Origin of the sequence: Streptomyces lothianensis, assembly GCF_047779955.1 — a bacterium.
GTDB lineage: Bacteria > Actinomycetota > Actinomycetes > Streptomycetales > Streptomycetaceae > Streptomyces.
Genome location: NZ_JBLMKT010000046.1, coordinates 64,892 through 86,975, shown reverse-complemented (window position 1 = coordinate 86,975; position 22,084 = coordinate 64,892). Strand labels below are relative to the sequence as shown.

The window sequence follows — 22,084 nt, the reverse complement described above, 5'->3', positions numbered from 1 at the left end:
ACTCGCGCTGGACTGTCAACGCTTGTTGGCCTACATTTGTTGGCATGCAGAGCTCGAAGGTGATGAGCCCCAGGCCCCGGCGCTCCGACGCCACCCGCGCCGCGATCCTCGCCGCCGCCCGCGAGCGCTTCGCGGCCGACGGCTACGAGCGGGCGACGATCCGCGCCATCGCCAAGGACGCCGAGATCGACCCGTCGATGGTGATGCGCTACTACGGCAGCAAGGAGGGGCTCTTCGCCGCCGCCGCCGATATCGACCTGAACCTGCCGGCCGCGATGGACGTACGGATCCAGCCCACCGGCCACGGCGACCGAGACGGTGAGGGCGGCGAAGGGAGCCAGGGCGATCCTCGCGACCACGTCGGCCGCTTCCTCGTCTCCCACTTCCTCGACCGCTGGGAGCAGGACGAGGTCCTCACCGCCCTGCTGCGCGTCGGAGCCACCAACCCCGCGGGCGCCGAGCGGATGCAGCAGGTCTTCCGGGACCAGATCGGCCCCCTGGCCGCCCAGGTCTGCCCCGACCCGGCCGAGGCGCCGCGCCGCGCCGCGCTGGTCGCCTCCCAGATCCTGGGCATGGCGCTCGCCCGTTTCGTCCTGCGCTTCCCGCCCGCCGCCGAGATGCCGAAGGAGGAGGTGGTCGACTGGCTGGCGCCCACGGTCCAGCGCTATCTGACGGCGCCGGAGCCGTAGACCGGTGGCGTCGGAACCGTAGACCGGTGGCGTCGGATCCGTAGGCCGGTTCAGCAGCCGCCCTTCACAGCCATCCCCTGCGCCGGAACAACCGGTGCACCGCGAAACACGCCACCGCCGTTACCGAGAGGACGAGGAAGTACCCGTAGCGCCACTGCAGTTCCGGCATCCGCGTGAAGTTCATCCCGTACACACCGCACACCATGGTGGGCACGGCGATCACCGCCGCCCACGCGGTGATCTTCCGCATGTCCTCGTTCTGCGCGACCGTCACCTGCGCCAGATGCGCCTGCAGGATCGAGTCGAGCAGTGCGTCGAAGGCGGCGATCTGCTCGACGGTGGTGGTCAGGTGGTCGCCGACGTCACGGAAGTACGCCTGCACGCCCGGGTCGATCAGCGGGTTGCGGCGCTCCGAGAGACTCGCCAGTGGCCGGGTGAGCGGCTGCGTGGCCCGTTTCAGCCCCAGGAGTTCCCGCTTGAGCTGGTAGATGCGGCCGAGGTCGACCTGGGCCGCATCGGGCGAGAACACCTGGCTCTCGACCTCGTCGACATCGTGATGCACCGCGTCCGCGACGCTCAGATACTCGTCGACCACGAAGTCGGCGATCGCGTGCAGCACCGCCGAAGGCCCCTTGGCCAGCTGCTCCGGATCGGCCTCGAGCCCTTCGCGTACGGGCCCGAGCGAGCCGTGCCGCCCGTGCCGGACCGTGATGACGAAGTCCCGGCCGGCGAAGACCATGATCTCGCCGGTGTCCACCACCTCGCTCGTGGCGGTGAGCTCGTCGTGCTCGACGTAGCAGACCGACTTGAAGACGGCGAAGAGCGTGCCGTCGTACGGCTCCACCTTGGGCCGCTGATGCGCCTTCACCGCGTCCTCGACGGCGAGCGGATGCAGCCCGAAAGGCTCGGCGAGGGCGGCTATTTCCTGCTCGTCCGGCTCATGCAGCCCGATCCATACGAAGCCCTCGCCCTCCTCGCGCACACGGCGCAGCGCTTCCGGTCCGCTCAGCCCTTCCCAGGGGCCGGACTGCCGCTTCCCGCCCCGGTAGACCACGCAGTTGACCACTGCACTGCCCAGCGGCGAACGCGCGGGATGGCTGAGATCCACCGTCGTGCGCCGCGCACGGCGCACGACGCGGCGCAGTCTGCGGATCACCGGCATCGGTTGCACGCCCCCTTGTGTCCTGCGGCACGGCCGCCGTCCGGTTGCGAGGCAGCCTGCCACGCCCCTGCCCGTACGCCACCGGTCCATGCCTCCTTCCAGCGATGCTGACCTGCGGTGATTACGGTACGAATCGGATTGCGCATGCGGGCTTACGCCAATCTGCTTACAGTCGACTCCCGGAGGACTCCGGCCATACGGAGTGACCTTTTGGCTCGGGGAGCCGAAGGAGAGCACGCGATATGAGCAGCGGTATACCGGACGCCCACCAGTACGCCCGCCGCAAGCGGCTGCAGGCCACCGCGAGAATGCGGGCCCACCGGATGGAACTCGCCCTCGACCGGGCCCGCACCCGCGCGGCCCAGGCGCTCAGCCCCGATCCGGACAGCGTCGCCGTCCACCGCCGGTCGTTCGCGTCCGCCCGGCGCAAGCTTGCCGAACTCGATGCGCAGGGGCGGGTGTTCACCCGCCGCGACACCGGTGCGCGGACCGTACTGCGGGACACGCTCGGTCCCCAACCGGGGCGGCGTCCGGCGCGCACCGACCGCTACGAGGTCGAGTGCCTGACACACCGCAGCGATCCGCTGTACTTCGACGACTTCACCGCCGCGGGCCACGCGGCCCGGCACTCCGACACCTGGTGCGAGGCCTGCCGCCAGCTCGCGGCCACGCACACGATGCGTGCCCGCGCCCGCAAGGCCCTCGCGCCGTCCAGGTCCGAGGTGCGCTACCTGCCGCCGACGGAGACGGCGCGCCTCCGCCTCGACCCGCCGGCCGCGTAGCCCTCGCGAGCTGCCCGGCCGCGTAGCCCCGGCCCCACCCGTGCCGCGCCACGCGCCACCGGCTGCACAGCCCCCCAGCGCCGCCACCTGCGGAAAGCCCGCAGCCCATCCGCCACTTGGGACTCCTTGCGCCACAGGAGCCCAAGTGGCAAGGTGCACACGATCGAACATGCATGGCCTTCCGAAGACCTGGTGGGGGATGGACGAGCAGGCCTTCGACGCCTTCTATGCCGGCAGCGTGGGCCGGCTCATCAGCCAGCTCTACGCGATGATCGGCGACCGGGCCGAAGCGCAGGACGTCGTCCAGGAAGCCTTCGTACGCGCCTGGGAACGCCGCACCGCCCTGGACAAGGACGGCGCGCCCGAGGCATGGGTGCGCACCGTCGCCTACCGCCTCGCGGTCAGCCGCTGGCGGCGGGTGCGCACCGCGCTGAGCTTCGCGAAGCGGCAGGGGCCGCCCCCGAACGTGGCGCCGCCGGACGATCACCATGTCCTTCTGGTGGGCGCGCTGAAGCAGATCCCGGCGGCGCAGCGGCGGGCCATCGTGCTGCATCACCTGTGCGATCTGGAAGTGAAGCAGGTCGCGGAGGAGACTGGTTCACCGGTCGGTACGGTCAAGGCGCAGCTGAGCCGCGGACGGGCCGCGCTGGCGAAGCTGCTGACGGATACCGAACTGGATCCGCGGGCGGGCCGGGTTTCGGAGGTGGGGCGTGGTTGACGAGAACGTCTTGGACGAGCGGCTGTCCGGCTTTGCCGCCGACAGCGCGCAGGTGGTCGTGCCGCTGCCCGCCGAGCTGATCCGGGCGCGGGGCGACCGGCGCAGGCGGCGCAAGCGCGCGGCCCAGATGTCGGGCGGCGCGCTGCTGGCCGTCGCGGTGGCCGTGGGCGGCCTGACGCTGTTCCGGCCCGAGCCGGGCCCGGGACCGGCCGCGGATCCGGACCCGTCGGCGAGCGCCTCGCTGTTCGTGGCGCCGACGCCGGTGCCGGGCCAGGAGTACGCCACCGAACTCGGCTATGTGTACGACGCCGTGGCGCTCGACGGCGACCGGGTCCGTATCACCGTCGAGCAGGTCCGTGAGGAGCCGGCTCGGCTCCGGTCCACCGGCGTGGTGCACGAGCTGACCCTGGCGGCGGTGACTCCGGTCGAGGTGGCGGAACTCGCGGGCGGGAAGCGCGGCGACATGCGGCTCGTGGATCTCGTGGACCGCCTGAAGTCCGGCCCGCCGCAGTGGGTGTTCGCCCTCGACTACGACGGCGAGGGCCGGGTCCAGTCGCTGCGGGAGGCGTACTGGCTGAGCGGTCGGTGACCGGTCGGTGAGTGGCCGGTGAGCGGTCGGTGCGCGGTCGAAAAAATTCTGCGGACGGATGCAACCCGGCGTACGGGCCAGGGCGTAGAGACCGTGTAACCCGATCGCACCGTCCCAGGAGAACGATGACCATGCGCACTTCCCACCGCCCCGTCACCCTGCGCCTCCTCGCCGCCGCCGCCCTCGGCGCACTCGTCCTGACCGGCTGCGGCGAGCAGACCAAGGACTCCGCCGCTCCCGCCGGGAGCGCGAAGACGGCCGCTCCGGCGCCCACGACGGCCGCTCCGGCGCCCACCGCGGCCGGCGACGAGAGCACGGCCGCCACGCCGTCCGGCAAGAGCCCCTTCGCCGGTACGAAGCAGTTCGTCACGATCGAGAAGGCCTGGACCGAGGACGGGCTGACCAAGCTGTCGGTGCGGACCGCCGAGAAGAAGGTGAACACCCAGTTCGACACGTGGGAGATCACCCCCGGCACGGGCGACTTCAGCACGGTCACCCTGGCGAAGGACGCCCGCGTCCTGCTGACCGTCCCGGTGCGGGAGGCCGATGTCCCGGCGGGTTCCGGGCGTGCCGTGCCGGTGGAGACCGCGCAGGCCGATTTCGTCACCCAGTTCACGAAGCTGGACCCCCGTGAGAGCGCGGGCGTCGGCTTCGACCTGAGCTTCGACGGTCAGGGCCAGGTCACCAAGGTGGCTTCGCTGTTCCGTCCGTGAACCGGCCGACCTGACTTCCCTTGCGGATGAGGTCCGAAGCCGGGCCGATCCGCGGGAAGGGACAGGTCGGAGACGTGCCGGGCAGCACCGCCCGATCGTCACTCAGTTCGACCGATGCGGCATGTACCAACTGCGCTCACGCGGGCGGCCACTCGTAGCCAATGGGCGGTGAACCGGCAGGAATCCTGCGGGACAGCACGGCATTCAACTTCAAGCCGCAGCTGACTTCTTCCTGTACGGCTGCGGGCGGCTTCAGCCCCAAGGCCCGGTAGAGCCGCACTCGGTGAATGGCGAAGACATCAGTCACATGGCGGCAGTAGGCGTCGATGCCGACCCGGAGGGAGCGGTGCGCGGCCCAGACGAGACCTGCGCACATGGACACCCACAACAACCGCGGCCAGATGCCCGGGATGAGGATGGCCCAGAATCCGGCTGCCGCCGCGCACATCAGCCCCTGTACGCGCGCGAAAACCCGGGTGGCAGCAGCGATGAGCTCGTCCCGTACCTCCGCGTCAAGGGCCTTCACGAACGGATCCCAGCACAGGGCGAGGTCGAGTCCGTACTTCCGTCTGGTCTCCGTCGACACCGAGACGAGTGCGTTGCCGATGGCTGTGGGAAGTACCGGCACGCGGTCTCTCTGTCGTGGATAGCGGGCGTGCGCGGCCCGCTTGCGTGCGGTGCGCCAACCGTTCTGGCTCAGCCAGGCCTTGCGGCCTTCGGCGCTGAGCCCGACCGGCGGCTCCTCCTCCTGCGCGGCGTGGAGCTCGGAACGGCGGGCATGGTGCCGGGCCATACGGAGGCGAGTCCAGGCGAGCGCGATTCGCGACATGCCCCAGCGGCCTGCGAGCACTTCGAGGGCGAAAGCCGCCGACGCGGACAGCGCCCATGCGGACATCACGATGATTGCGGTCGCGGCCGCCGTCAGGAGGACAGGCCCCAGCGGCCGCTGCGTGGCGATCATGCACGGGACCGATACCGGCGAGTCGGACGTGCGGCAGACATGAGTCCCGGCACCACGCCGCCACAGCACGACCAGTGCGCCGGTCAGCCAGTACAGGAGCAGAGGGCCGCCCATGACCGCACTCCACCGCTTCGCGATGGGTTCAAGGAGTCCTTTGACCAGGCCGCCCAAGGTCGCCGCCTAGGCCAGGACGAACGCGTCGGACGGGTGAGCAGGGCAGCAGTCGGCGTCGAACGGCGAGTCCATGTCGCCGGTTGCCTTCTCCGGACACCCGTCCACCGGACATCTCCACACGATGGCGGACGGGTCCGAGCCCGGAAGACTGGCGAAGATCGGCAGCCGTAGTGTCTGAGCGGTGGCTCCAGAGCCTGCAGGCCCGCTGTCCGGCAGCGGAGCAACGACGGATGAGAGCACAGGGCCGTGCACTGCTGCCGAGTGCCCCAGACCTTGATGGACGAACGCGGCCCAGTACCAGGGGTCCTCGGCCCGTGTTCTGGCCTGAGCCGATTTCACGAACGGCCGAGCCCGGGCATTCCGGAGGGCGCGGAGCTGGGCCGTGCGCAGCGCCTCCGCCGGAGGGATCTCGTCCAGGTTGAGCAGCGCGTGGAAATCGCGCATGAGAGCGGCGGTCATCGCGTCGTTCACTGCCCACAGCGATCCCACCACGGCCGACGCCCCGGTCGCTGCGAAGGCTGTGGTCAGGCTCAACGCGCTGTCATAGTGCGCTCCGGGCACGGCTGTGGCGCAGGCGGACAGGACGATGAGCTGTGCGGACTGCCGCCGGCCGTGACGTGGGTGATGCGGCCGGTCGAGGATCGTCGCGACACTGAGCCGTTGCCCACCGGCGAGAACGAGGTGCGACTCACCGGAAGCGACGAGGCTTTGCGCATGGCAGGCGAAGTGGACCACTGGATGGTTGAGTTCGCCGGAACGTACGTTCAACGCGCCGAGCACCGCGCGGGGTGTCGCCGGCATCGCTCCGTGCCGACCGGAGCTGCTGAGCCGCTGACCTTTCGAATAGTGCCAGCGGAAGATGTCCTCTCCCTCCTGACGGGCATGAGGCAGGTCGTCGGTCGGATCGACGACCACCACGCCGCTGCCGGTGAGCTGCGGGAGCGCTCGGTCGGCATACCAGGAAAGGGCCTGTGCGGACGGCGCGTAGCTGAAGGCCATCGACTCGACTGCGAAGCGGTGCGCACCTCCGCCCGGCGCAGACACCCGGTACCGGGCAGCGTGCCAGGGGACAAGGCCGAGGGCTCCGGACGGGATGATGACGACCCGTGGTGTGCCCTTGATCCCCCGCTCGGTGAGGCAATGCGAGAGTGACTCGATGGCGGCTTTCCAGGCCCAGTCACAAACATCGCGCAGAGCCTTGCGCCACGAGGAGTCACTGGGGCTTTCCTTGGCATTCCTGGCACGCAGTCGCTGGTCATGTGCCGCCATGAAGTGCACCAATTCGGTTGCATGCTCCCGAAGATGAGGAAGCCGCAGGGGTGTGGAGGTCCCGTCCCTGTGGGTGACCAGGGCCCAGCCGTGGCGCCGCCCGGCCAAGAGGTGCACTACGGCGTCGATGCCCAGGGCACGACACATTTCGACGATGTCCTCTGGCGTGGGTGCGGAAATGATGTCACCGAGTGCGTCACGCAAGGAGTCCCGCTCGCTTTCCGGCAGCGGCAGCAGGCGCCGTCCGGCAGCGACCTCGGGGAGACTGACGGGCCGACCGCCCATCGGGATGCCAAGCTGTGGACCCGCTGGCGGGCCGATCGCCGGCAGAGCCTCAAGCCACCGCTCACGCGCTGAGGAGAGCCCGTGCCGGATGGTTCGGTCTCCGGTGGCATCCGTCCCAGTGGCCGTCTCCACCAGCATCGCCCGCCCGGACTCCACGACTTCGAGCGCGGCTCGATACTCACCGGCTTCAAGGCACCGGTGTGCCAGGTCCTCCGCCTCGGCCATCACCAGGCGGGCCTGTTCGGTCGGCTGTGCACTCGGGCGTCGCATCAGAACATCGACAGCACGGGCATGCAGATCGTCGCGAATGACTTCGGGGAAGCCACGAAGTTCCTCGATCCCGCGCCGTTGCAGGGGTTGTCCGTACCGCCTGGCACTCTCGTTCAGAACAATCCGGGTGGTCCGCCACAGAGCCGCGTCCCGATCGTCGTCGTAGCCGTCTTCACGGCGGTCTCTCCGTTCCCTGCCCCATGCCATCGCCAGGGCCAGGAAGTCGACTGCCAGCGTCTTGACCAGCTTTGGAAAGCGGGGGTCCTCCACCGTCTCGATGAGAGCTTCTGCGGCGGCGCCGAGGACTTCGGTGTCGTGGTGATGCGCTCTCCCGCGGCCCGAAGCCAGAGATTCTGCCTTGTGCAGTACCAGCAGGGCATGCCCGTACTCGACGCTCTGCAATGCGAGTTGCTCAGCCGGCTGATCCTGCCATTCCAGACAGTGATCGAGCAGATCAGCGGCGGCTGCGGCATCATCCGGTGCGCGGAGCACCTCCGCACGGGCAATCAGAGACTGCGCGAGCTGAAGGGCTGTGGGCAGGTGGGCACCATCCGGTCCTGCGGAGGCGCGCACCGCGCCGACAGCGGCCGTAACTGCGCGGTCCAGCGCAGTCAGGTCGCTGGTACGCAGGTACTCGGCGTGATCCGCGGCCGCCAGTACGGCGGTGAGTCCCATGCGGCCGAGGATGTTTCGAGCAGCCCGCAAGTCCTGCTCTTCGCGGGTGAATTCATAGCGCCACAGCAACGCCTCACCGAGCGAGCCGAGCCATACGGTCCTGGCCGGGCTCGACTGGGGAAGGTCCGGGAAGGACAGGGCGCCGGTCAGCTCGCCGATGAGCCGTTCCAGCGCCGTGCGGCTTCCACGAGTCCTGAAGACGTGCTGCAGGCCGGAGACGTATGCCGTGGTCCACTCCGTCCATTCACCCGGCCCGAGCTCACGGGTGTCCTCTCGTCGAAGAGCCTCGGCCAGAGCGTCCACCCCTTGCTCGAGGAGACCCGAGTCGGCGGAACGCTCGTACAGGGCAAGGAAGCTGTAGCCGAGACTCGCGTACGCCGCAGGCGAGACGGAGAAACCGCGAGCAGGAGGAGACGAGGCCATGCTCCATATGAGGCTGCCATGGACGTCCACTGCCCTGTGCAGGTATGAGAGCTCACCAGAGATGGCGTAGTAACTGCGCTGGACTGTCCCCACGGCCCGGAACCAGTCGGTCCGTGCGGTTGGTGCCACGGGAGCCTCTGAAGCGAACGTCGTGGTTTCCCAGAGAACATCGGCCGCGGCTTTCAGATCATCGGCGCCACCACGGGTTCCGTAGCGCGTCATTCGCGCGGTCCCGAGCACGGTCAACCATGTCAGGTACACCTCTTGCTCGCCGCCTTGCTCGGCGAACCGGACGGCCGCCTCGGCGTCGGCGACCGCGCGGTCGAGATCGTCCGGCTCTCGGAGGAGTTCGTGACGTAGGAGCAGTGTCAGGGCCAGGTCGCCAGGGGTGAAGCTCCAGCCCCAGGGCCGTTCCTCACCGGTGCTCGACTCGATGGAGGTCTGCAGCTGGTCGAGGTCCAGTGGGTCGACGACCCGATTCAGCTCGTCCACGCTCCGGGTTCGCAGGGCTTGGAGCAGGCGGCGGCGCTCATCGGCGGAGAGCCAGGTGTACGCATCGCTCGACGGATTCCGGTCGGGATGGGCGTCGAGCACGTCACGAAACTGGAGTGCGCCCAGCAGCAATGCAACGCCACGGGCCTCACCCTCGTATCCGCGGGCGGCTTCCAGAGCGGGCAGCGAAGGGCGATACTCTCTCCGGCTCTCTCCCGTCTGAGAGCGGAGAAAATGGTTCAGCTGGTCAAGCCGGTCCGTATCCGGTTCGACTGGCTCGCTGACCGGCGGCCGTACGGCTTCGGCGTGGGGAGCGGGAGCTGCCCGCACCTGGTCCAATCGCCGCCGCAGGGAGGGGAGGCCGGCGCCGAGAGCGTCAGCGGCACTCGATGCCGCGACTGCGTCGGTGAGGGCATCCACTCTGCGCGTGGTCTCGTACGAGTCGAGGGCTCGTTCCCCGATGAGCCGGGCGCGCATCCGAATCGGCAAGTCACGCTCGGTGCCTCGGAGCCATCGCCTCGCCAGCTCTTCCACTACCTCAATGAACTGCTCGCGCCGTAACTGAGCCACGCTGACCCTCCCCGTGCCCTTGTGGCGGCACAGTACCTGCGCCGGGGGCGGCTTTGCCGGGCCTTGGCCGGCCCTCGGCCAAGCGCAGGGGCGCGTGGATGCCTCGGTCTCGGGCGTCTGACCAGTGTGTTTCCGCCGACGCAGTGGGTTCTTGCTCGGTCTCCTCCCGGCGCCAGCCAGTAGGGCTTGCGGGGCAGCAACCTGCGCACTGGCAGTACCAACTGAACGTGCTCGTCTTCGGGAAGCCTGTGCTGAACGCGCTTGGTGAGCTCCGGAATCTCTCAGCCGGGGGTCGTGATCGCGGTCGTGCCGCCGAACACCACGGAGAAGGGGGCGAGCTGCCCCAGCCGGATTTTCTCCAAGGGAATGCGGTATTGAGCAGGCGCTCTCCGAGTACCGCGGCTGCCCGGACCCGGGCTTCAGGCTGCGGACGTACACGCACCTGCTGCCGTCCAGCGGAACCCGCACCCGCAAGGCGATCGACGACGCCTTCACGCAACGGAGCAGAGCGAGGCCGGAAGTCCTTGCCCGACCTCCACCAAACCCCAGCTCAGGGCCACACCAGGCAGTAAGCCTGATGCCCCGCCTCATGCAGCCGGTGCGAGAAGTCCTGCCACTCGTGCAGCAGTTGGTACACGTTGAACGCGTCCCGCGGTCCGCCGCGGTCGGGGACCGTGGACCAGATGAAGGCCGCCGCGCCGACGGCCTCCTCGCCGATGCCGCGCAGCGGGTCGACGACGGTCATCGGGAGCTTGACCACCGCGTAGTCGGGGTGGAGGACCACGAGTTCGAGCGGCGGGACCTTGTGCAGCGGTACGCCCTCGATGCCGGTGAGCACCATCGCGGCCATCGTCTCGGGCTTGATCTTGGTGAACATGCCGCCCATGCCCAGCTCATCGCCGCCGAGCTCCTCGGGGCGCATGGAGATGGGGACGCGGGCGGCGGTGGCCCCGTCGGGAGCGCCGAAGTATTTGTAGGTCACCCCCACCCGGCCACTCCTGATTCCCGTGTCCTCGGTATGTTCCGGATGTTCCGGGGTGGCCGCCTGTGCATCGCTTTCGTGCTGGTCCCGCCGGTGCTTCCCGCGCCGGGCACGACGCGGTCCGAGGGAACCTTGATCGCCGGTCCCCTCGCCCAGTCCGCCACCGCGATGCATATCTCCACCCGACTGCTGCTGCCTATTCCTAGCACGGCCCCGGTCGTACGACCCGGTCATCGTGCCCATGCCCCCTCGCTGAGGATCATCGTGACAATGACCTCCCCTGGATGAGTATCGCAAAACACGTGTACGCGATCGTGATGCGAGGAGAAGTCGTCCGGTTGTCTGCGCAGCCTCTACGATACGCAGATTTCCGGGCCCGGAGCGGGGGAGCCGGGGTACCCGCGCCCCTCCCGGGACAGCGCCTAGGCTGAGGGGGCCAGCTTGCCCCTTGAACCCGAGAGACCGACGTGATGCACCAGGTGCCGGAACACAGCCAAGCCCCCGTTTCGCAGGCGCTCTTCGACCGCGCTTGTCGGGTCACACCCGGGGGTGTGAACTCTCCGGTGCGCGCCTTCCGCGCCGTGGGGGGCACGCCCCGGTTCATGGTGGCCGGTCAGGGGCCGTATCTCACGGATGCCGACGGCCGCGAGTACGTCGACCTGGTGTGCTCGTGGGGGCCGATGATCCTCGGCCACGCACACCCCGAGGTGATTGCCGCCGTGCAGGAGGCCGTCGCGCGCGGCACCTCCTTCGGCACGCCCGGTGAGGGCGAGGTCGCGCTCGCCGAGGAGATCGTGGCCCGCGTCGCCCCGGTCGAGCAGGTACGGCTCGTGTCCTCCGGTACGGAGGCGACGATGTCCGCGATCCGGCTGGCCCGCGGTTTCACCGGCCGCGCCAAGGTGATCAAGTTCGCCGGCTGCTACCACGGCCATGTCGACGCGCTGCTCGCCGCCGCGGGCTCCGGTGTCGCGACCTTCGGGCTGCCGGACACGCCCGGCGTGACGGGTGCGCAGGCCGGTGAGACGGTCGTGCTGCCGTACAACGACCTGGAAGCGGTCCGTGCCGCGTTCGCCGCGCACCCCGGCGAGATCGCCTGTGTGATCACCGAGGCCTCGCCGGGCAACATGGGCGTCGTGCCGCCGCAGCCCGGTTTCAACCAGGGCCTGAAGGACCTGTGCGCCGAGAACGGCGCGCTGTACATCTCCGACGAGGTGATGACGGGCTTCCGCACCAGCAAGGCGGGCTGGTACGGCGTCGACGGCGTCGAGCCCGACCTGATGACCTTCGGCAAGGTCATGGGCGGCGGCTTCCCGGCCGCCGCGTTCGGCGGACGCAAGGACGTCATGGCGCATCTCGCGCCGTCCGGCCCCGTCTACCAGGCGGGCACGCTCTCCGGTAACCCGATCGCGACGGCCGCCGGTCTCGCCCAGCTGCGCCTGCTCGACGATGCGGCCTACGCCAGGGTCGACGCCGTGTCGAAGGAGATCCGGTCCCTCGTGACGTCGGCGCTCACCAAGGAGGGTGTGGCGCACCGGCTGCAGACGGCCTCCAACATGTTCTCGGTGTTCTTCACCGATCAGGAGGTGCTCAGCTACGAGGACGCGAAGCGGCAGGATTCGTTCCGGTTCACCGCGTTCTTCCATTCGCTGCTCTCCGACGGGGTGTATCTGCCGCCGTCGGCCTTCGAGTCCTGGTTCGTGTCCACGGCGCATGACGAGCGAGCCGTCCAGCGCATCGCCGATGCCCTGCCCGCCGCCGCCCGCGCCGCTGCGGAGGCCACCGCATGAGCAGCCTGCACGACGACAGCGAGATCACCGTCGTCCACCTGATGCGCCACGGCGAGGTGCACAACCCGGACGGGGTCCTGTACGGGCGGCTGCCCGGCTACCACCTGTCCGAGCTGGGCCGGCAGATGGCGGACCGGGTCGCCGAGCACCTCTCCTCGCGCGATATCACGCATGTCGTGGCCTCCCCGCTGGAGCGCGCGCAGGAGACGGCGACGCCGATCGCCAAGGCGCACGGGCTCGGCCTCGCCGCGGACGAGCGGCTGATCGAGGCGGACAACGTCTTCCAGGGCAAGACCTTCGGCGTCGGCGACGGCGCGCTGAAGCGGCCGGAGAACTGGAAGCACCTGGTCAACCCGTTCAAGCCGTCCTGGGGCGAGCCCTATGTCGAGCAGGTCGTGCGCATGATGGGCGCGCTCGACGCTGCGAAGGACGCGGCGCGCGGGCACGAGGCGGTGTGTGTGAGCCACCAGCTGCCGATCTGGATCGTGCGCAGCTTCGTGGAGAAGCGCCGGCTGTGGCACGACCCGCGCAAGCGGCAGTGCACGCTCGCCTCGCTGACCTCGTTCACCTACCGCGGCGACAAGATCGTCTCGGTGGGCTACAGCGAGCCCGCGCTGGATCTGGTCCCGGCGCATCTGCGCGCGGGGGCGAAGCCGGCGAAGGGCAAGGACAAGGCCTTCGGCGCCTGAGGTTTCCCGTGCGGCAGCTCGCGCGCACTCCGTACGTCCGCCCGCGCGGTTTCCCGTACGGATGCAAAGGGCCGGTCCCCCGTCAGGGTGGACCGGCCCTTCGTGTACCCGGGGTGCGCCCGGGCGCGGTCACCGGATCCCCCCGTACGGAAGGCAAATTCTGTGCAATCCGCCGGAACCGCGGTGTCTCCACAGCCCTCTAAGGGGACGTCCACCTAAACAGGGATCAAGACGGAGGCAGGGGGGCATCATGCAGCAGATCACCCGAAGGGGAATGATCGGTCTGGGAGTCGGCGCCGCGGCGGCCGGCCTCGCGGGCTGCGCGGGCGGCAAGGCGGATCCGCCGCCGAGCGACCAGCGCCCCCCGGGCACGTCCAAGTCCCCCGCGAAACCCTCCGGGTCGCCCTCGGCCACGGCGAAGCCGCTGGGGGACGGTTCCACCGCGTACACCGGAAAGCAGCCGGAACAGCCGCCGGCGCCGCGGCCGCTCGAAGTCGGCGAGAAGCCCCCGCAGTTCGTCATCTTCTCCTGGGACGGCGCGGGCGAGGTCGGCAACGGGCTCTTCCCGCGCTTCCTGAAGCTCGCCGTCGAACACGACGCGAAGATGACGTTCTTCCTCTCCGGGCTGTATCTGCTGCCGGAGTCCAAGAAGCGTCTCTACCGCCCGCCGAACAATCGGGTCGGCGCTTCCGACATCGGTTATCTCAAGGACGAGAACATCCGGCGCACCCTGAAATACGTGCGCCGGGCCTGGCTCGAGGGTCATGAGATCGGCACGCATTTCAACGGGCACTTCTGCGCCGGTTCCGGTTCGGTCGCCCACTGGACCCCGGCGCAGTGGCGTGACGAGATACGCCAGGCCAAATCCTTCGTACAGCAATGGCGTACGAACACCGGCTGGAGCGACGAGCCCGCGCTGCCCTTCGACTACGACAAGGAGCTGACCGGCGGCCGTACGCCGTGTCTGCTCGGCCAGGAGAACCTGCTGCCGGTGGCCCGCGAGCTCGGCTGGCGCTACGACGCCTCCTCGCCGGGCGGGGTGCAGCGCTGGCCGGTGAAGAAGCAGGGGGTGTGGGATCTGCCACTGCAGGCGATGCCGTTTCCCGGGCACTCCTTCGAGGTGCTCTCGATGGACTACAACATCCTCGCGAACCAGTCGGTGAACTCGACGCAGGGGCCGCCCGCCAACCATCCGCGCTGGCGCAAGCAGGCGACGGAGGCCTATCTCGCCGGCTTCAACCGGGCGTACGAGACAAACCGGGCGCCGTTCTTCGTCGGGAACCACTTCGAGGAGTGGAACGGCGGGATCTACATGGATGCCGTCGAGACCGTCATCAAGGAGATAGCAGGCAAAAAGGACGTACGCCTTGTGTCCTTCCGGCAGTTCGTGGACTGGCTCGACGTGCAGAAGCCCGAGGTGCTCACCCGGCTGCAGGGCCTCGACGTGGGCCAGAAGATCCCGAAGAGTGCGAGCGGACCTGCCTGAACGGTCTCGGGCAGACCTGCCTGAACTGGGCGTTCCGCGGCTTTCGGGGGGCGGCCGAATCCACTGAAACGCCCATGCGAAACTTTTCACATGAGTCCTCGCCGTCCTGCCTCCCGACGTGTCCTCCTCGCCACGGGAACCGCGCTCGCCGCGCTCACACTGAGCGCGTGCACCGACGGCGGCACCCAGGGCGGCGGCGGGGGCACCAACTTCGTGGCGGGCAAGGGCGGCATCTCCACCGCCGCCAAGGGCGAGCGCGCCGCGGCCCCGGATATCTCCGGGAAGACCCTGGAGGGCGAGCAGCTGAGCCTCGCCGACTACAAGGGCAAGATCGTCGTCGTCAACACCTGGGGCTCCTGGTGCTCGCCCTGCCGGGCCGAGGCGAAATACCTCAAGCGGGTCTCCGAGGAGACCAGGTCGAAGGGCGTGGAGTTCCTCGGGATCAACACCCGCGATCCCGAGATCAGCTCGGCCATCGCCTTCGAGGAGGATCACGAGATCCCCTACCCGAGCCTCTACGACCCGGTCGGCAAGCAGATCCTGAAGTTCCCGGGCGGCAGCCTCAGCCCGCAGTCGATCCCCACCACGATCGTCATCGACCGTGACGGAAAGATCGCCGCACGCTTCCTCGGCGGGATCAGCGACAAGCGCCTGTACGAGATGATCAACCCCGTGCTCGCGGAGAAGTGACCCCCGTGCACGTCCTCGCCGCGTCCACCGACCCGAACACGACCGTGCTCGGGGGAGCTCTGCTTCTCGCGATCCCGATCGCGCTGCTCGCCGGCCTCGTCTCCTTCTTCTCGCCGTGCGTGCTGCCGCTCGTCCCCGGCTACCTCAGTTACGTGACCGGGGTCACCGGAGCCGATCTGGAGGAGGCCAGGCGCGGGCGGATGGCGGGCGGCGCCTCGCTGTTCGTGCTCGGCTTCACCGCGGTGTTCGTGTCGATGGGCGCGCTCTTCGGCGGCTTCGGGGCGACGCTCCTCGAACACCGGGAGGTCATCTCCCGGGTGCTCGGCGGCCTGACGATCGTGCTCGGCCTTTTCTTCATGGGCGCGGTGCCCTTCCTCACCCAGCGCGAGTTCCGTTTCCACAAGAAGCCCTCCGCCGGGCTGCTCGGCGCCCCCATGCTCGGCGTCCTGTTCGGCATCGGCTGGACCCCCTGCATCGGCCCGACGCTCTCGGCCGTGCAGACACTCGCCCTGACCGAGGCCAGCGCGGCGCGCGGCGCGCTGCTGACCGTCGCCTACTGCCTCGGGCTCGGCGTGCCCTTCATACTCGCCGCCATCGCCTTCCGCCGGGCGCTCGGCGCCTTCGCCTGGATCAAGCAGCACTATGTGTGGGTGATGCGGATCGGCGGTGCCATGCTGATCGGCACCGGTCTGCTGCTCGTCACCGGCGCCTGGGACCGCATCGTGCAGGAGATGCAGGTCTGGACTTCCGGCTTCACCGTGGGGATCTGAGACATGAGCAAGACGGACACGAGCCCCGAAGCGGCGGCCGACGATCTCGGAGCCGCGGGCTCCCAGCTCTCCACCGCACCCAGGGAGGAACTGCCGAACCTGCCCTCGCTCGGGGGGATCGGCTGGGCCCGCTGGTTCTGGCGCCAGCTCACCTCGATGCGGGTCGCCCTGCTGCTGCTCTTCCTGCTCTCGCTCGGCGCGATCCCCGGCTCGCTGGTCCCGCAGAACAGCGTGGACGAGGTGAAGGTCCAGCAGTTCAAGCGGGCGCACGAAACGCTCACGCCGATCTACGAGAAGCTGCAGCTCTTCGACGTCTACAGCTCGGTGTGGTTCTCGGCGATCTACATCCTGCTCTTCATCTCGCTGATCGGCTGCATCGTCCCGCGCACCTGGCAGTTCGTCGGCCAGCTCAAGGGCCGCCCGCCCGGCGCGCCCCGGCGGCTGACCCGGCTGCCCGCGTACACCACGTGGCGCACCGACTCCTCTCCCGAACAGGTACGGGAGGCGGCGCTCGAACTTCTCAGGGGCCGCCGCTTCCGCTCACACACCGTCGGCGAGTCGGTCGCCGCCGAGAAGGGCTATCTGCGCGAGGCGGGGAACCTGGTCTTCCATGTCTCGCTGATCGTGATGCTGGTGGCCTTCGCCACCGGCGCCCTGTTCAAGTCCGAGGGCGGCAAGCTGGTCGTCGAGGGCGACGGCTTCGCGAACACGCTGACCCAGTACGACGACTTCCAGTCCGGCGCCCTCTTCGACAACGCGGACCTCGAACCCTTCAGCTTCACCCTCGACACGTTCGAGAGCGACTACGAGCGCAGCGGACCCGAGACGGGCACCGCCCGTGTCTTCAGGGCCCATGTCCGCTACACCGAGGGCATCGAGGGGCCGGAGAAGAAGAAGGCCATCGAGGTCAACTCGCCGCTCGACGTCGGCGACTCCACGGTCTATCTGATCGCCCACGGTTACGCGCCCGTCGTCACCGTCAAGGACCCCCGCGGCAAGGTCGTCTTCAGCGGCGCCGTGCCGCTGCTGCCGCTCGATGCCAACATCACCTCGCAGGGCGCCGTCAAGATCCCCGACGGCTACCGCAACAAGGACGGCGAGAAGGAACAGCTCGGCTTCAACGCCTTCTTCGTGCCGACCTTCGCCGGCGAGGGCAAGGGTGACATGTTCTCCCAGTTCCCGGCCCCGGACTTCCCCGTCCTGGCGCTGTCCGCGTACCACGGTTCGCTCGGGATCGACTCCGGTCTCCCGCAGAACGTGTACCAGCTCGACACGTCCAAGATGAAGGAGTTCAAGGACGAGGACGGGGAGCTGTTCAAGCAGCGGATGCTGCCCGGCGAGACCATGCAGCTGCCCGACGGCCAGGGCTCCATCACGTACGAGAAGGAGCTCAGGGAATGGGCCTCCTTCCAGATCAAGCAGCAGCCCGGCAACGGCTGGGCGCTGGGCGGCGCCATCGCCGCGATCCTCGGCCTCGCCGGCTCGCTCTTCATCCAGCGCCGTCGCGTCTGGGTGCGGGCGGTGCGCGGTACGGACGGGGTGACCGTCGTCGAGATGGCCGGTCTGGGCCGCAGCGAGTCCGCGCGGGTGCCCGAGGAACTGGGCGAACTGGCCGCCGTATTGCATGAGCGGGCGCCCGGTGCGCCGGATGCCGAAGCCGGCACCGAGGACTCCGAAGCCGCCACCGAAGATTCCGAATCCGAAGCTGTTCCTGCCGAAGGGGCTGAGAAGTGAATCTCGCCGCCGCCACCAACGAGAACCTGGCGGAGGTCAGCAATGTGCTGATCTATTCGTCGATGGCCGTCTACACCCTCGCCTTCCTCGCACACATCGCCGAGTGGGTCTTCGGCAGCCGCAGCAAGGTGGGCCGTACGGCCGCCGCACTCACCGCGAAGGCGAACGCGAACGCCGGCACGGACGCGGCCGCGGGTACGGCCACCGCTGCCTCCGCCTCGGCCCCCGCGGTGCAGGTCCGCAAGGCCGGCGGGACCGCGGTCCTGGAGCGCCCCAAGGTGATCACCCGCTCCGCCTCCGGCAGCCGCGACGTCCCCGACGGCCCCGGCGCCCACGGCGGCACCGACGACGGTGACCTCTACGGCCGGATCGCGATCGCGCTCACCGTCGTCGCCGCGCTCGTGCACGTCGGCGGCGTGGCCACCCGCGCGATGTCCGTGATGCGGGCGCCGTGGGGCAACATGTACGAGTTCTCGATCACCTTCTCCGCGGTGGCCGTCACCGCGTACCTGGTGCTGCTGGCCCTCGGCAAGAACGTCCGCTGGATGGGCCTGATCCTCGTCACCACGGTCCTGCTCGACCTCGGGATCGCGGTCAAGGTCCTCTACACGGCGAGCGACCAGCTGGTCCCGGCCCTCGACTCGTACTGGCTGTGGATCCATGTCTCCACCGCCATCTTCTGCGGCGCCGTCTTCTACCTCGGCGCGGTCGGCACGGCCCTCTACCTCCTGCGCGACTCCTACGAGAGCAAGCTGGCCCGCGGCGGCAAGCCCGGCAGCTTCGCCCGCTCGGTCCTGGAGCGCCTGCCCTCGGCGGCCTCGCTCGACAAGTTCTCGTACCGCATCAACGCCGCGGTCTTCCCGCTGTGGACGTTCACGATCATCGCGGGCGCGATCTGGGCGGGCGACGCCTGGGGCCGTTACTGGGGCTGGGACCCCAAGGAGGTCTTCTCCTTCGTGACCTGGATGGCGTACGCCTGCTACCTGCACGCCCGCGCCACCGCGGGCTGGAAGGGCCGCAAGGCCGCCTACCTGGCGCTCTTCGCCTTCGCCTGCTGGATCTGGAATTACTACGGCGTCAACATGTTCATCAACGGCCTGCACTCGTACGCCGGCGTCTGAGTCCGAGCGGCCGCCGTCCGAGCGCGCTCGGACGACCCCGGCAGGCCGGTTCCCGTGACCCAGGTCACGGGAACCGGCCTGCTGCGTACGGACAGATGACAGGGCGTGGACAGAAATCTGCGAGGACGCGTCCGGAGCGGGGACCACGAAGCGTTCGCGGAGCTCTTCGACGCCTACGCCCGTGCCGTCTACAACCATGCCTTCCGGCTCACCGGGGAGTGGACCACGGCCGAGGACGCGGTGTCGCTGACCTTCCTGGAGGCCTGGCGGCTGCGCGCCAAGGTCGACGAGGAGGGCGGCTCGCTGCGGCCCTGGCTGCTCGGGATCACCACCAACGTCGTCCGCAACACGCGCCGCTCCGCTCGCCGCCACGCCGCGGCGACAGCCCGGTTGCCGCGTGCGGTGGACGAACGGGACTTCGCCGACGACCTGGCCGATCGCCTCGACGACGAGCAGCGGCTCGCCGTCGTACGCACCGCGCTGGAAGCCCTGCGCAGGCCGGAGCGCGAGGTGCTGGCGCTGTGCGTCTGGTCGGGGCTCGACTACGCGGCTGCGGCCGCCGCGCTCCGGATACCCGTGGGGACCGTACGGTCACGGCTTTCCCGGGCCCGTACAAAACTCGCGAAAGCTCTGGAACCGCCCGCCGCCCGCGGACAGGTAAGAGGAGGCCGCATCCAGGCGGCCGAGGCCATCCAGGAGGGGAACCGATGAACGCATTCCCGTCCCTCCCCGAGAGGGATCTGCCGGAGGGCCGCCGACACCTCCTCAAGGAGCATCTGTTGAACGAGATCCGGCAGGACGCAATCCGGCAGAACGAGAACCGGCACGGCGAGATCCGGCACGGCGAGATCCGGCACGGCGGGAACCGGCACGAGGGGACGCGGCCCGAGCCGCGCTCGCGCGCCAAGTGGCTGCGCCCGGCCTTCACCGGCCCCGCGCTCGCCGGCGCACTGACCCTCGCGGTGCTCGGCGGCCTGGCGCTCGCGGGCGGCGACCCTGGCGAGGGCGGTCTCGCGACCGGCGGTGGCACCGGTGGCACGGTCGTGGACCCCGACGCCCCCCGCGTCGAAGCGGGCGCCCCGGCCAGCGCCGCCCAGCTCCTCGACCGGGTCGCGACCGTGGCGGCCCGGCAGGACTTCGGCGTCATCCGCGACGACCAGTACGTGTACGTGAAGACCAAGGCCGCCTACACCGCGGCCGAGCTGTGCGAGGCCCCCCGGCTGGAGGATCCCGCGCTGCGTGAGGTGTGGTTCGCGGTGGACGGGACGAGGCCCGGGGTGCTCCGTTCGGAAGGCTCCGGGGCGCGGGCTGCCTCCCTTGACGCCCCCACGCCGGGCATCCCCTCGAACACGTACTACCGCCATCTGGAGACCCTGCCGACCGACCCGGAGAAGATGCTCGACTGGCTGCACAAGGCGAGCGAGGGCGGCAAGAGCGAGGACCAGAACACGTTCGTGCTGGTCGGCGACCTGGTGCGCGAGTCCCTGGTCCCGCCGAAGGTGGCGGCGGCCCTTTACCGGGCGGCCGGGAAGATCGACGGGGTGACCCTGGTGCCGAACGCGACCGACGCGATCGGCCGCAAGGGCGTCGCGGTCGGCCGGGTGGACGAGGAGTCGGGCGTCCGCGACGAGTGGATCTTCGACGCGGAGACCTACGAGTACCTGGGCGAGCGGGGCGTCACCACCAGGGGCACCGAAGGCGTGATCGTGCAGCAGCCGGGCGGCCCCGAGCAGCAGTGCTCGGGGATGCCGGCGGGCCAGGTCACAGCGAACACCGCGGTCCTGGAGCGCAAGGTCGTGGACACGGCGCCCGAGGTGCCGGGCAGGAAGAAGACGGACTCGAACGGCTGAGGCCGCCGACCGGGGCCGGGAGCGGGGCCGGGGACCAGGCCCGGGACCGGAGGCCAGGCCCCGGACCGGGCCGCGTCAGGCGTGCGTACGGCCCGGATCGGCGCGACGCTGGTGTCATGACCGAACCCGCCGACATCATCGAGCGTGGCACCAGCAGCACCGAGGGAAGCATCCAGACGCTGCACTTCGTGCTGCACCTTCCCCACCCCGTGGAGCGGGTCTGGACCGCTCTGGTCAGCCCCGAGGAGCTGCCCGGCTGGCTCGCCGCCGCCGATGTCTTCGAGCACCGGCTCGGCGGCGCGGTCACGCTGCGCTGGCTGAACGGGGGCGAGGATCCGGTGCACTCGGGCCGGGTGACGGCCTGGGACGTGGAGCGGATCGTCGAGTACACGATCGACCTGCACGGCCGCTGCCGCTTCCACCTGGCACACGCGGCCCCCGACACCCCGTCCTCGACGCTCCGCTTCACCAACGAGTTCCAGGGCGACGACGCCCTGCGCCTCGACTGCCTCGCCGGCTGGCACGACCACTTCGAGTACCTGGTGGACGCCCTCGACGGGCGGCCCGAGGACTGGTCGACATGGAACCCCGACCGCTGGCGCGAGCTGCGCGCCTCGTACGAAGCGGGGTGAGCACGGCCCGTACGGGACGGACCTGTGCCTCGCGGGGAGCGGCCCGCCGCTTCGTACGGGACGGCCCTGGCCTCGCGGGCCGAGTCCCGCGCCTCGTACGCGACGGACCGACTACTTGCCGGTGCCCGGCTTGTCCTCCGGCTCCTCGCCGCCGCCCTCGCGCTTGCGCAGCTCCTCCTCGCGGCGTCGCAGGTCCGCCTCCCAGTCCTTGAGGACGGACTCGTCCTGCTTGTTCTCGTCGCGGATCGACTTCAGGAACTCGGGATTGTCGTCCGGCGCCACCCATGTGGTGCGGTGGTTGCGGTGCCACTCCGAGGGGGTGCGGCCGCCCTGCGGGGGCGTGCGGTCCTTGCCCGCGGCCAGCCACACGATCGGGCCGACGATCCAGAAGAGCAGGATGATGACGACCCAGGCGATCTTCGGCAGGTGCTTCGCCTCGTCATCGGGGGTGTTCAGGCAGTCGATGACCGCGAAGATCGTGAGTGCGAGCGGGATCAGGAACATCAGGGCCCGGAGCATGGTGTGCGCATTCCCCCTGGAGCGGTGGCGGGGCGCGGCAGCTGTCGGCTCG

Annotated in this window: 20 protein-coding genes; 15 read left to right on the top strand and 5 right to left on the bottom strand. The window is 69.7% G+C overall.

The genetic code is table 11. The features are described 5' to 3' along the window. The first annotated feature begins 44 nt into the window (after positions 1 to 44). Positions 45 to 689, top strand: coding sequence for a TetR/AcrR family transcriptional regulator (locus tag ACLF6P_RS17325; protein ID WP_415951289.1), 645 nt, complete (start codon positions 45 to 47; stop codon positions 687 to 689). A 64-nt stretch (positions 690 to 753) separates the two neighbouring features. Here ACLF6P_RS17325 and ACLF6P_RS17320 read toward each other — a convergent pair whose 3' ends face one another. Continuing rightward, positions 754 to 1,851: a magnesium and cobalt transport protein CorA gene (locus ACLF6P_RS17320; RefSeq protein WP_415951309.1), complete on the bottom strand. Its 1,098-nt coding sequence runs from the start codon at positions 1,849 to 1,851 to the stop codon at positions 754 to 756. A gap of 242 nt (positions 1,852 to 2,093) precedes the next feature. On the opposite strand from ACLF6P_RS17320, the gene ACLF6P_RS17315 reads away from it, so the two are divergent. The 4 genes from ACLF6P_RS17315 to ACLF6P_RS17300 all read left to right on the top strand — a co-directional run bounded on the left by ACLF6P_RS17315 (position 2,094) and on the right by ACLF6P_RS17300 (position 4,653). After that, positions 2,094 to 2,633, top strand: a complete 540-nt coding sequence (locus ACLF6P_RS17315; RefSeq protein WP_415951288.1) for a hypothetical protein — start codon at positions 2,094 to 2,096, stop codon at positions 2,631 to 2,633. Positions 2,634 to 2,832: 199 nt separating this feature from the next. Beyond that, complete coding sequence (locus ACLF6P_RS17310; protein ID WP_415951286.1) at positions 2,833 to 3,351, top strand: SigE family RNA polymerase sigma factor; 519 nt, start codon at positions 2,833 to 2,835, stop codon at positions 3,349 to 3,351. Beyond that, positions 3,344 to 3,940, top strand: a complete 597-nt coding sequence (locus ACLF6P_RS17305; RefSeq protein ID WP_415951285.1) for a hypothetical protein — start codon at positions 3,344 to 3,346, stop codon at positions 3,938 to 3,940. The genes ACLF6P_RS17310 and ACLF6P_RS17305 overlap by 8 nt, the downstream gene beginning before the upstream one ends. 125 nt (positions 3,941 to 4,065) lie before the next feature. Beyond that, complete coding sequence (locus ACLF6P_RS17300; protein WP_415951284.1) at positions 4,066 to 4,653, top strand: hypothetical protein; 588 nt, start codon at positions 4,066 to 4,068, stop codon at positions 4,651 to 4,653. A gap of 136 nt (positions 4,654 to 4,789) precedes the next feature. Here the strand turns inward: ACLF6P_RS17300 and ACLF6P_RS17295 are convergent, their stop codons facing one another. The 3 genes from ACLF6P_RS17295 to ACLF6P_RS17285 form a co-directional block, all read right to left on the bottom strand. Then, positions 4,790 to 5,728 carry a hypothetical protein gene (locus ACLF6P_RS17295; RefSeq protein WP_415951283.1) on the bottom strand — a complete coding sequence of 313 codons (939 nt, stop codon included), beginning with the start codon at positions 5,726 to 5,728 and terminating at the stop codon, positions 4,790 to 4,792. A gap of 66 nt (positions 5,729 to 5,794) precedes the next feature. Next, positions 5,795 to 9,772 carry a CHAT domain-containing protein gene (locus ACLF6P_RS17290; RefSeq protein WP_415951282.1) on the bottom strand — a complete coding sequence of 1,326 codons (3,978 nt, stop codon included), beginning with the start codon at positions 9,770 to 9,772 and terminating at the stop codon, positions 5,795 to 5,797. A gap of 550 nt (positions 9,773 to 10,322) precedes the next feature. Then, positions 10,323 to 10,760 carry a hypothetical protein gene (locus tag ACLF6P_RS17285; protein ID WP_030860612.1) on the bottom strand — a complete coding sequence of 146 codons (438 nt, stop codon included), beginning with the start codon at positions 10,758 to 10,760 and terminating at the stop codon, positions 10,323 to 10,325. 464 nt (positions 10,761 to 11,224) lie between these two features. Here ACLF6P_RS17285 and hemL point away from each other — a divergent pair, with 464 nt between their 5' ends. The 10 genes from hemL (at position 11,225) to ACLF6P_RS17235 (ending at position 21,513) form a co-directional block, all read left to right on the top strand. After that, positions 11,225 to 12,541, top strand: coding sequence for a glutamate-1-semialdehyde 2,1-aminomutase (gene hemL, locus ACLF6P_RS17280; protein WP_415951281.1), 1,317 nt, complete (start codon positions 11,225 to 11,227; stop codon positions 12,539 to 12,541). Continuing rightward, on the top strand, positions 12,538 to 13,230 hold the full coding sequence (locus ACLF6P_RS17275; RefSeq protein WP_415951280.1) for a histidine phosphatase family protein: 693 nt from the start codon (positions 12,538 to 12,540) through the stop codon (positions 13,228 to 13,230). Before hemL ends, ACLF6P_RS17275 begins: the two co-directional genes overlap by 4 nt. 250 nt (positions 13,231 to 13,480) lie before the next feature. Further along, positions 13,481 to 14,716 (top strand): polysaccharide deacetylase family protein, encoded by a 1,236-nt coding sequence (locus ACLF6P_RS17270; RefSeq protein WP_415951279.1) that lies wholly within the window; start codon positions 13,481 to 13,483, stop codon positions 14,714 to 14,716. Positions 14,717 to 14,806: 90 nt separating this feature from the next. Further along, positions 14,807 to 15,406 carry a TlpA family protein disulfide reductase gene (locus ACLF6P_RS17265; protein ID WP_415951277.1) on the top strand — a complete coding sequence of 200 codons (600 nt, stop codon included), beginning with the start codon at positions 14,807 to 14,809 and terminating at the stop codon, positions 15,404 to 15,406. 5 nt (positions 15,407 to 15,411) lie between these two features. Then, positions 15,412 to 16,176 carry a cytochrome c biogenesis CcdA family protein gene (locus tag ACLF6P_RS17260; protein ID WP_415951308.1) on the top strand — a complete coding sequence of 255 codons (765 nt, stop codon included), beginning with the start codon at positions 15,412 to 15,414 and terminating at the stop codon, positions 16,174 to 16,176. 3 nt (positions 16,177 to 16,179) lie between these two features. Then, positions 16,180 to 17,910 carry a cytochrome c biogenesis protein ResB gene (resB, locus tag ACLF6P_RS17255; RefSeq protein WP_415951276.1) on the top strand — a complete coding sequence of 577 codons (1,731 nt, stop codon included), beginning with the start codon at positions 16,180 to 16,182 and terminating at the stop codon, positions 17,908 to 17,910. Beyond that, positions 17,907 to 19,031 (top strand): c-type cytochrome biogenesis protein CcsB, encoded by a 1,125-nt coding sequence (gene ccsB, locus ACLF6P_RS17250; protein ID WP_415951275.1) that lies wholly within the window; start codon positions 17,907 to 17,909, stop codon positions 19,029 to 19,031. Before resB ends, ccsB begins: the two co-directional genes overlap by 4 nt. A 105-nt stretch (positions 19,032 to 19,136) precedes the next feature. Continuing rightward, positions 19,137 to 19,742, top strand: a complete 606-nt coding sequence (locus ACLF6P_RS17245; RefSeq protein ID WP_415951274.1) for an RNA polymerase sigma factor — start codon at positions 19,137 to 19,139, stop codon at positions 19,740 to 19,742. Beyond that, a complete protein-coding gene (locus ACLF6P_RS17240; protein ID WP_415951273.1) occupies positions 19,739 to 20,881 on the top strand; it encodes a CU044_5270 family protein in 1,143 nt (380 codons plus the stop codon). Before ACLF6P_RS17245 ends, ACLF6P_RS17240 begins: the two co-directional genes overlap by 4 nt. A 116-nt stretch (positions 20,882 to 20,997) precedes the next feature. Beyond that, positions 20,998 to 21,513: an SRPBCC domain-containing protein gene (locus ACLF6P_RS17235; RefSeq protein ID WP_415951271.1), complete on the top strand. Its 516-nt coding sequence runs from the start codon at positions 20,998 to 21,000 to the stop codon at positions 21,511 to 21,513. Positions 21,514 to 21,624: 111 nt separating this feature from the next. On the opposite strand, the gene ACLF6P_RS17230 is transcribed toward ACLF6P_RS17235, so the two are convergent. Next, the gene (locus ACLF6P_RS17230) at positions 21,625 to 22,032 is read right to left on the bottom strand and encodes a PLD nuclease N-terminal domain-containing protein (protein ID WP_415951269.1); all 408 of its coding nucleotides are present in this window, start codon (positions 22,030 to 22,032) and stop codon (positions 21,625 to 21,627) included. Between the last annotated feature and the right edge of the window lie 52 nt (positions 22,033 to 22,084).

Coding starts and splice junctions, on each gene's coding strand:
- ACLF6P_RS17325 (WP_415951289.1), top strand. CDS start 45: ATGCAGAGCTCGAAGGTGATGAGCCCCAGGCCCCGGCGCTCCGACGCC.
- ACLF6P_RS17320 (WP_415951309.1), bottom strand. CDS start 1,851: ATGCCGGTGATCCGCAGACTGCGCCGCGTCGTGCGCCGTGCGCGGCGC.
- ACLF6P_RS17315 (WP_415951288.1), top strand. CDS start 2,094: ATGAGCAGCGGTATACCGGACGCCCACCAGTACGCCCGCCGCAAGCGG.
- ACLF6P_RS17310 (WP_415951286.1), top strand. CDS start 2,833: ATGGACGAGCAGGCCTTCGACGCCTTCTATGCCGGCAGCGTGGGCCGG.
- ACLF6P_RS17300 (WP_415951284.1), top strand. CDS start 4,066: ATGACCATGCGCACTTCCCACCGCCCCGTCACCCTGCGCCTCCTCGCC.
- ACLF6P_RS17295 (WP_415951283.1), bottom strand. CDS start 5,728: ATGGGCGGCCCTCTGCTCCTGTACTGGCTGACCGGCGCACTGGTCGTG.
- hemL (WP_415951281.1), top strand. CDS start 11,225: ATGCACCAGGTGCCGGAACACAGCCAAGCCCCCGTTTCGCAGGCGCTC.
- ACLF6P_RS17275 (WP_415951280.1), top strand. CDS start 12,538: ATGAGCAGCCTGCACGACGACAGCGAGATCACCGTCGTCCACCTGATG.
- ACLF6P_RS17270 (WP_415951279.1), top strand. CDS start 13,481: ATGCAGCAGATCACCCGAAGGGGAATGATCGGTCTGGGAGTCGGCGCC.
- ACLF6P_RS17265 (WP_415951277.1), top strand. CDS start 14,807: ATGAGTCCTCGCCGTCCTGCCTCCCGACGTGTCCTCCTCGCCACGGGA.
- resB (WP_415951276.1), top strand. CDS start 16,180: ATGAGCAAGACGGACACGAGCCCCGAAGCGGCGGCCGACGATCTCGGA.
- ACLF6P_RS17240 (WP_415951273.1), top strand. CDS start 19,739: ATGAACGCATTCCCGTCCCTCCCCGAGAGGGATCTGCCGGAGGGCCGC.
- ACLF6P_RS17235 (WP_415951271.1), top strand. CDS start 20,998: ATGACCGAACCCGCCGACATCATCGAGCGTGGCACCAGCAGCACCGAG.
- ACLF6P_RS17230 (WP_415951269.1), bottom strand. CDS start 22,032: ATGCTCCGGGCCCTGATGTTCCTGATCCCGCTCGCACTCACGATCTTC.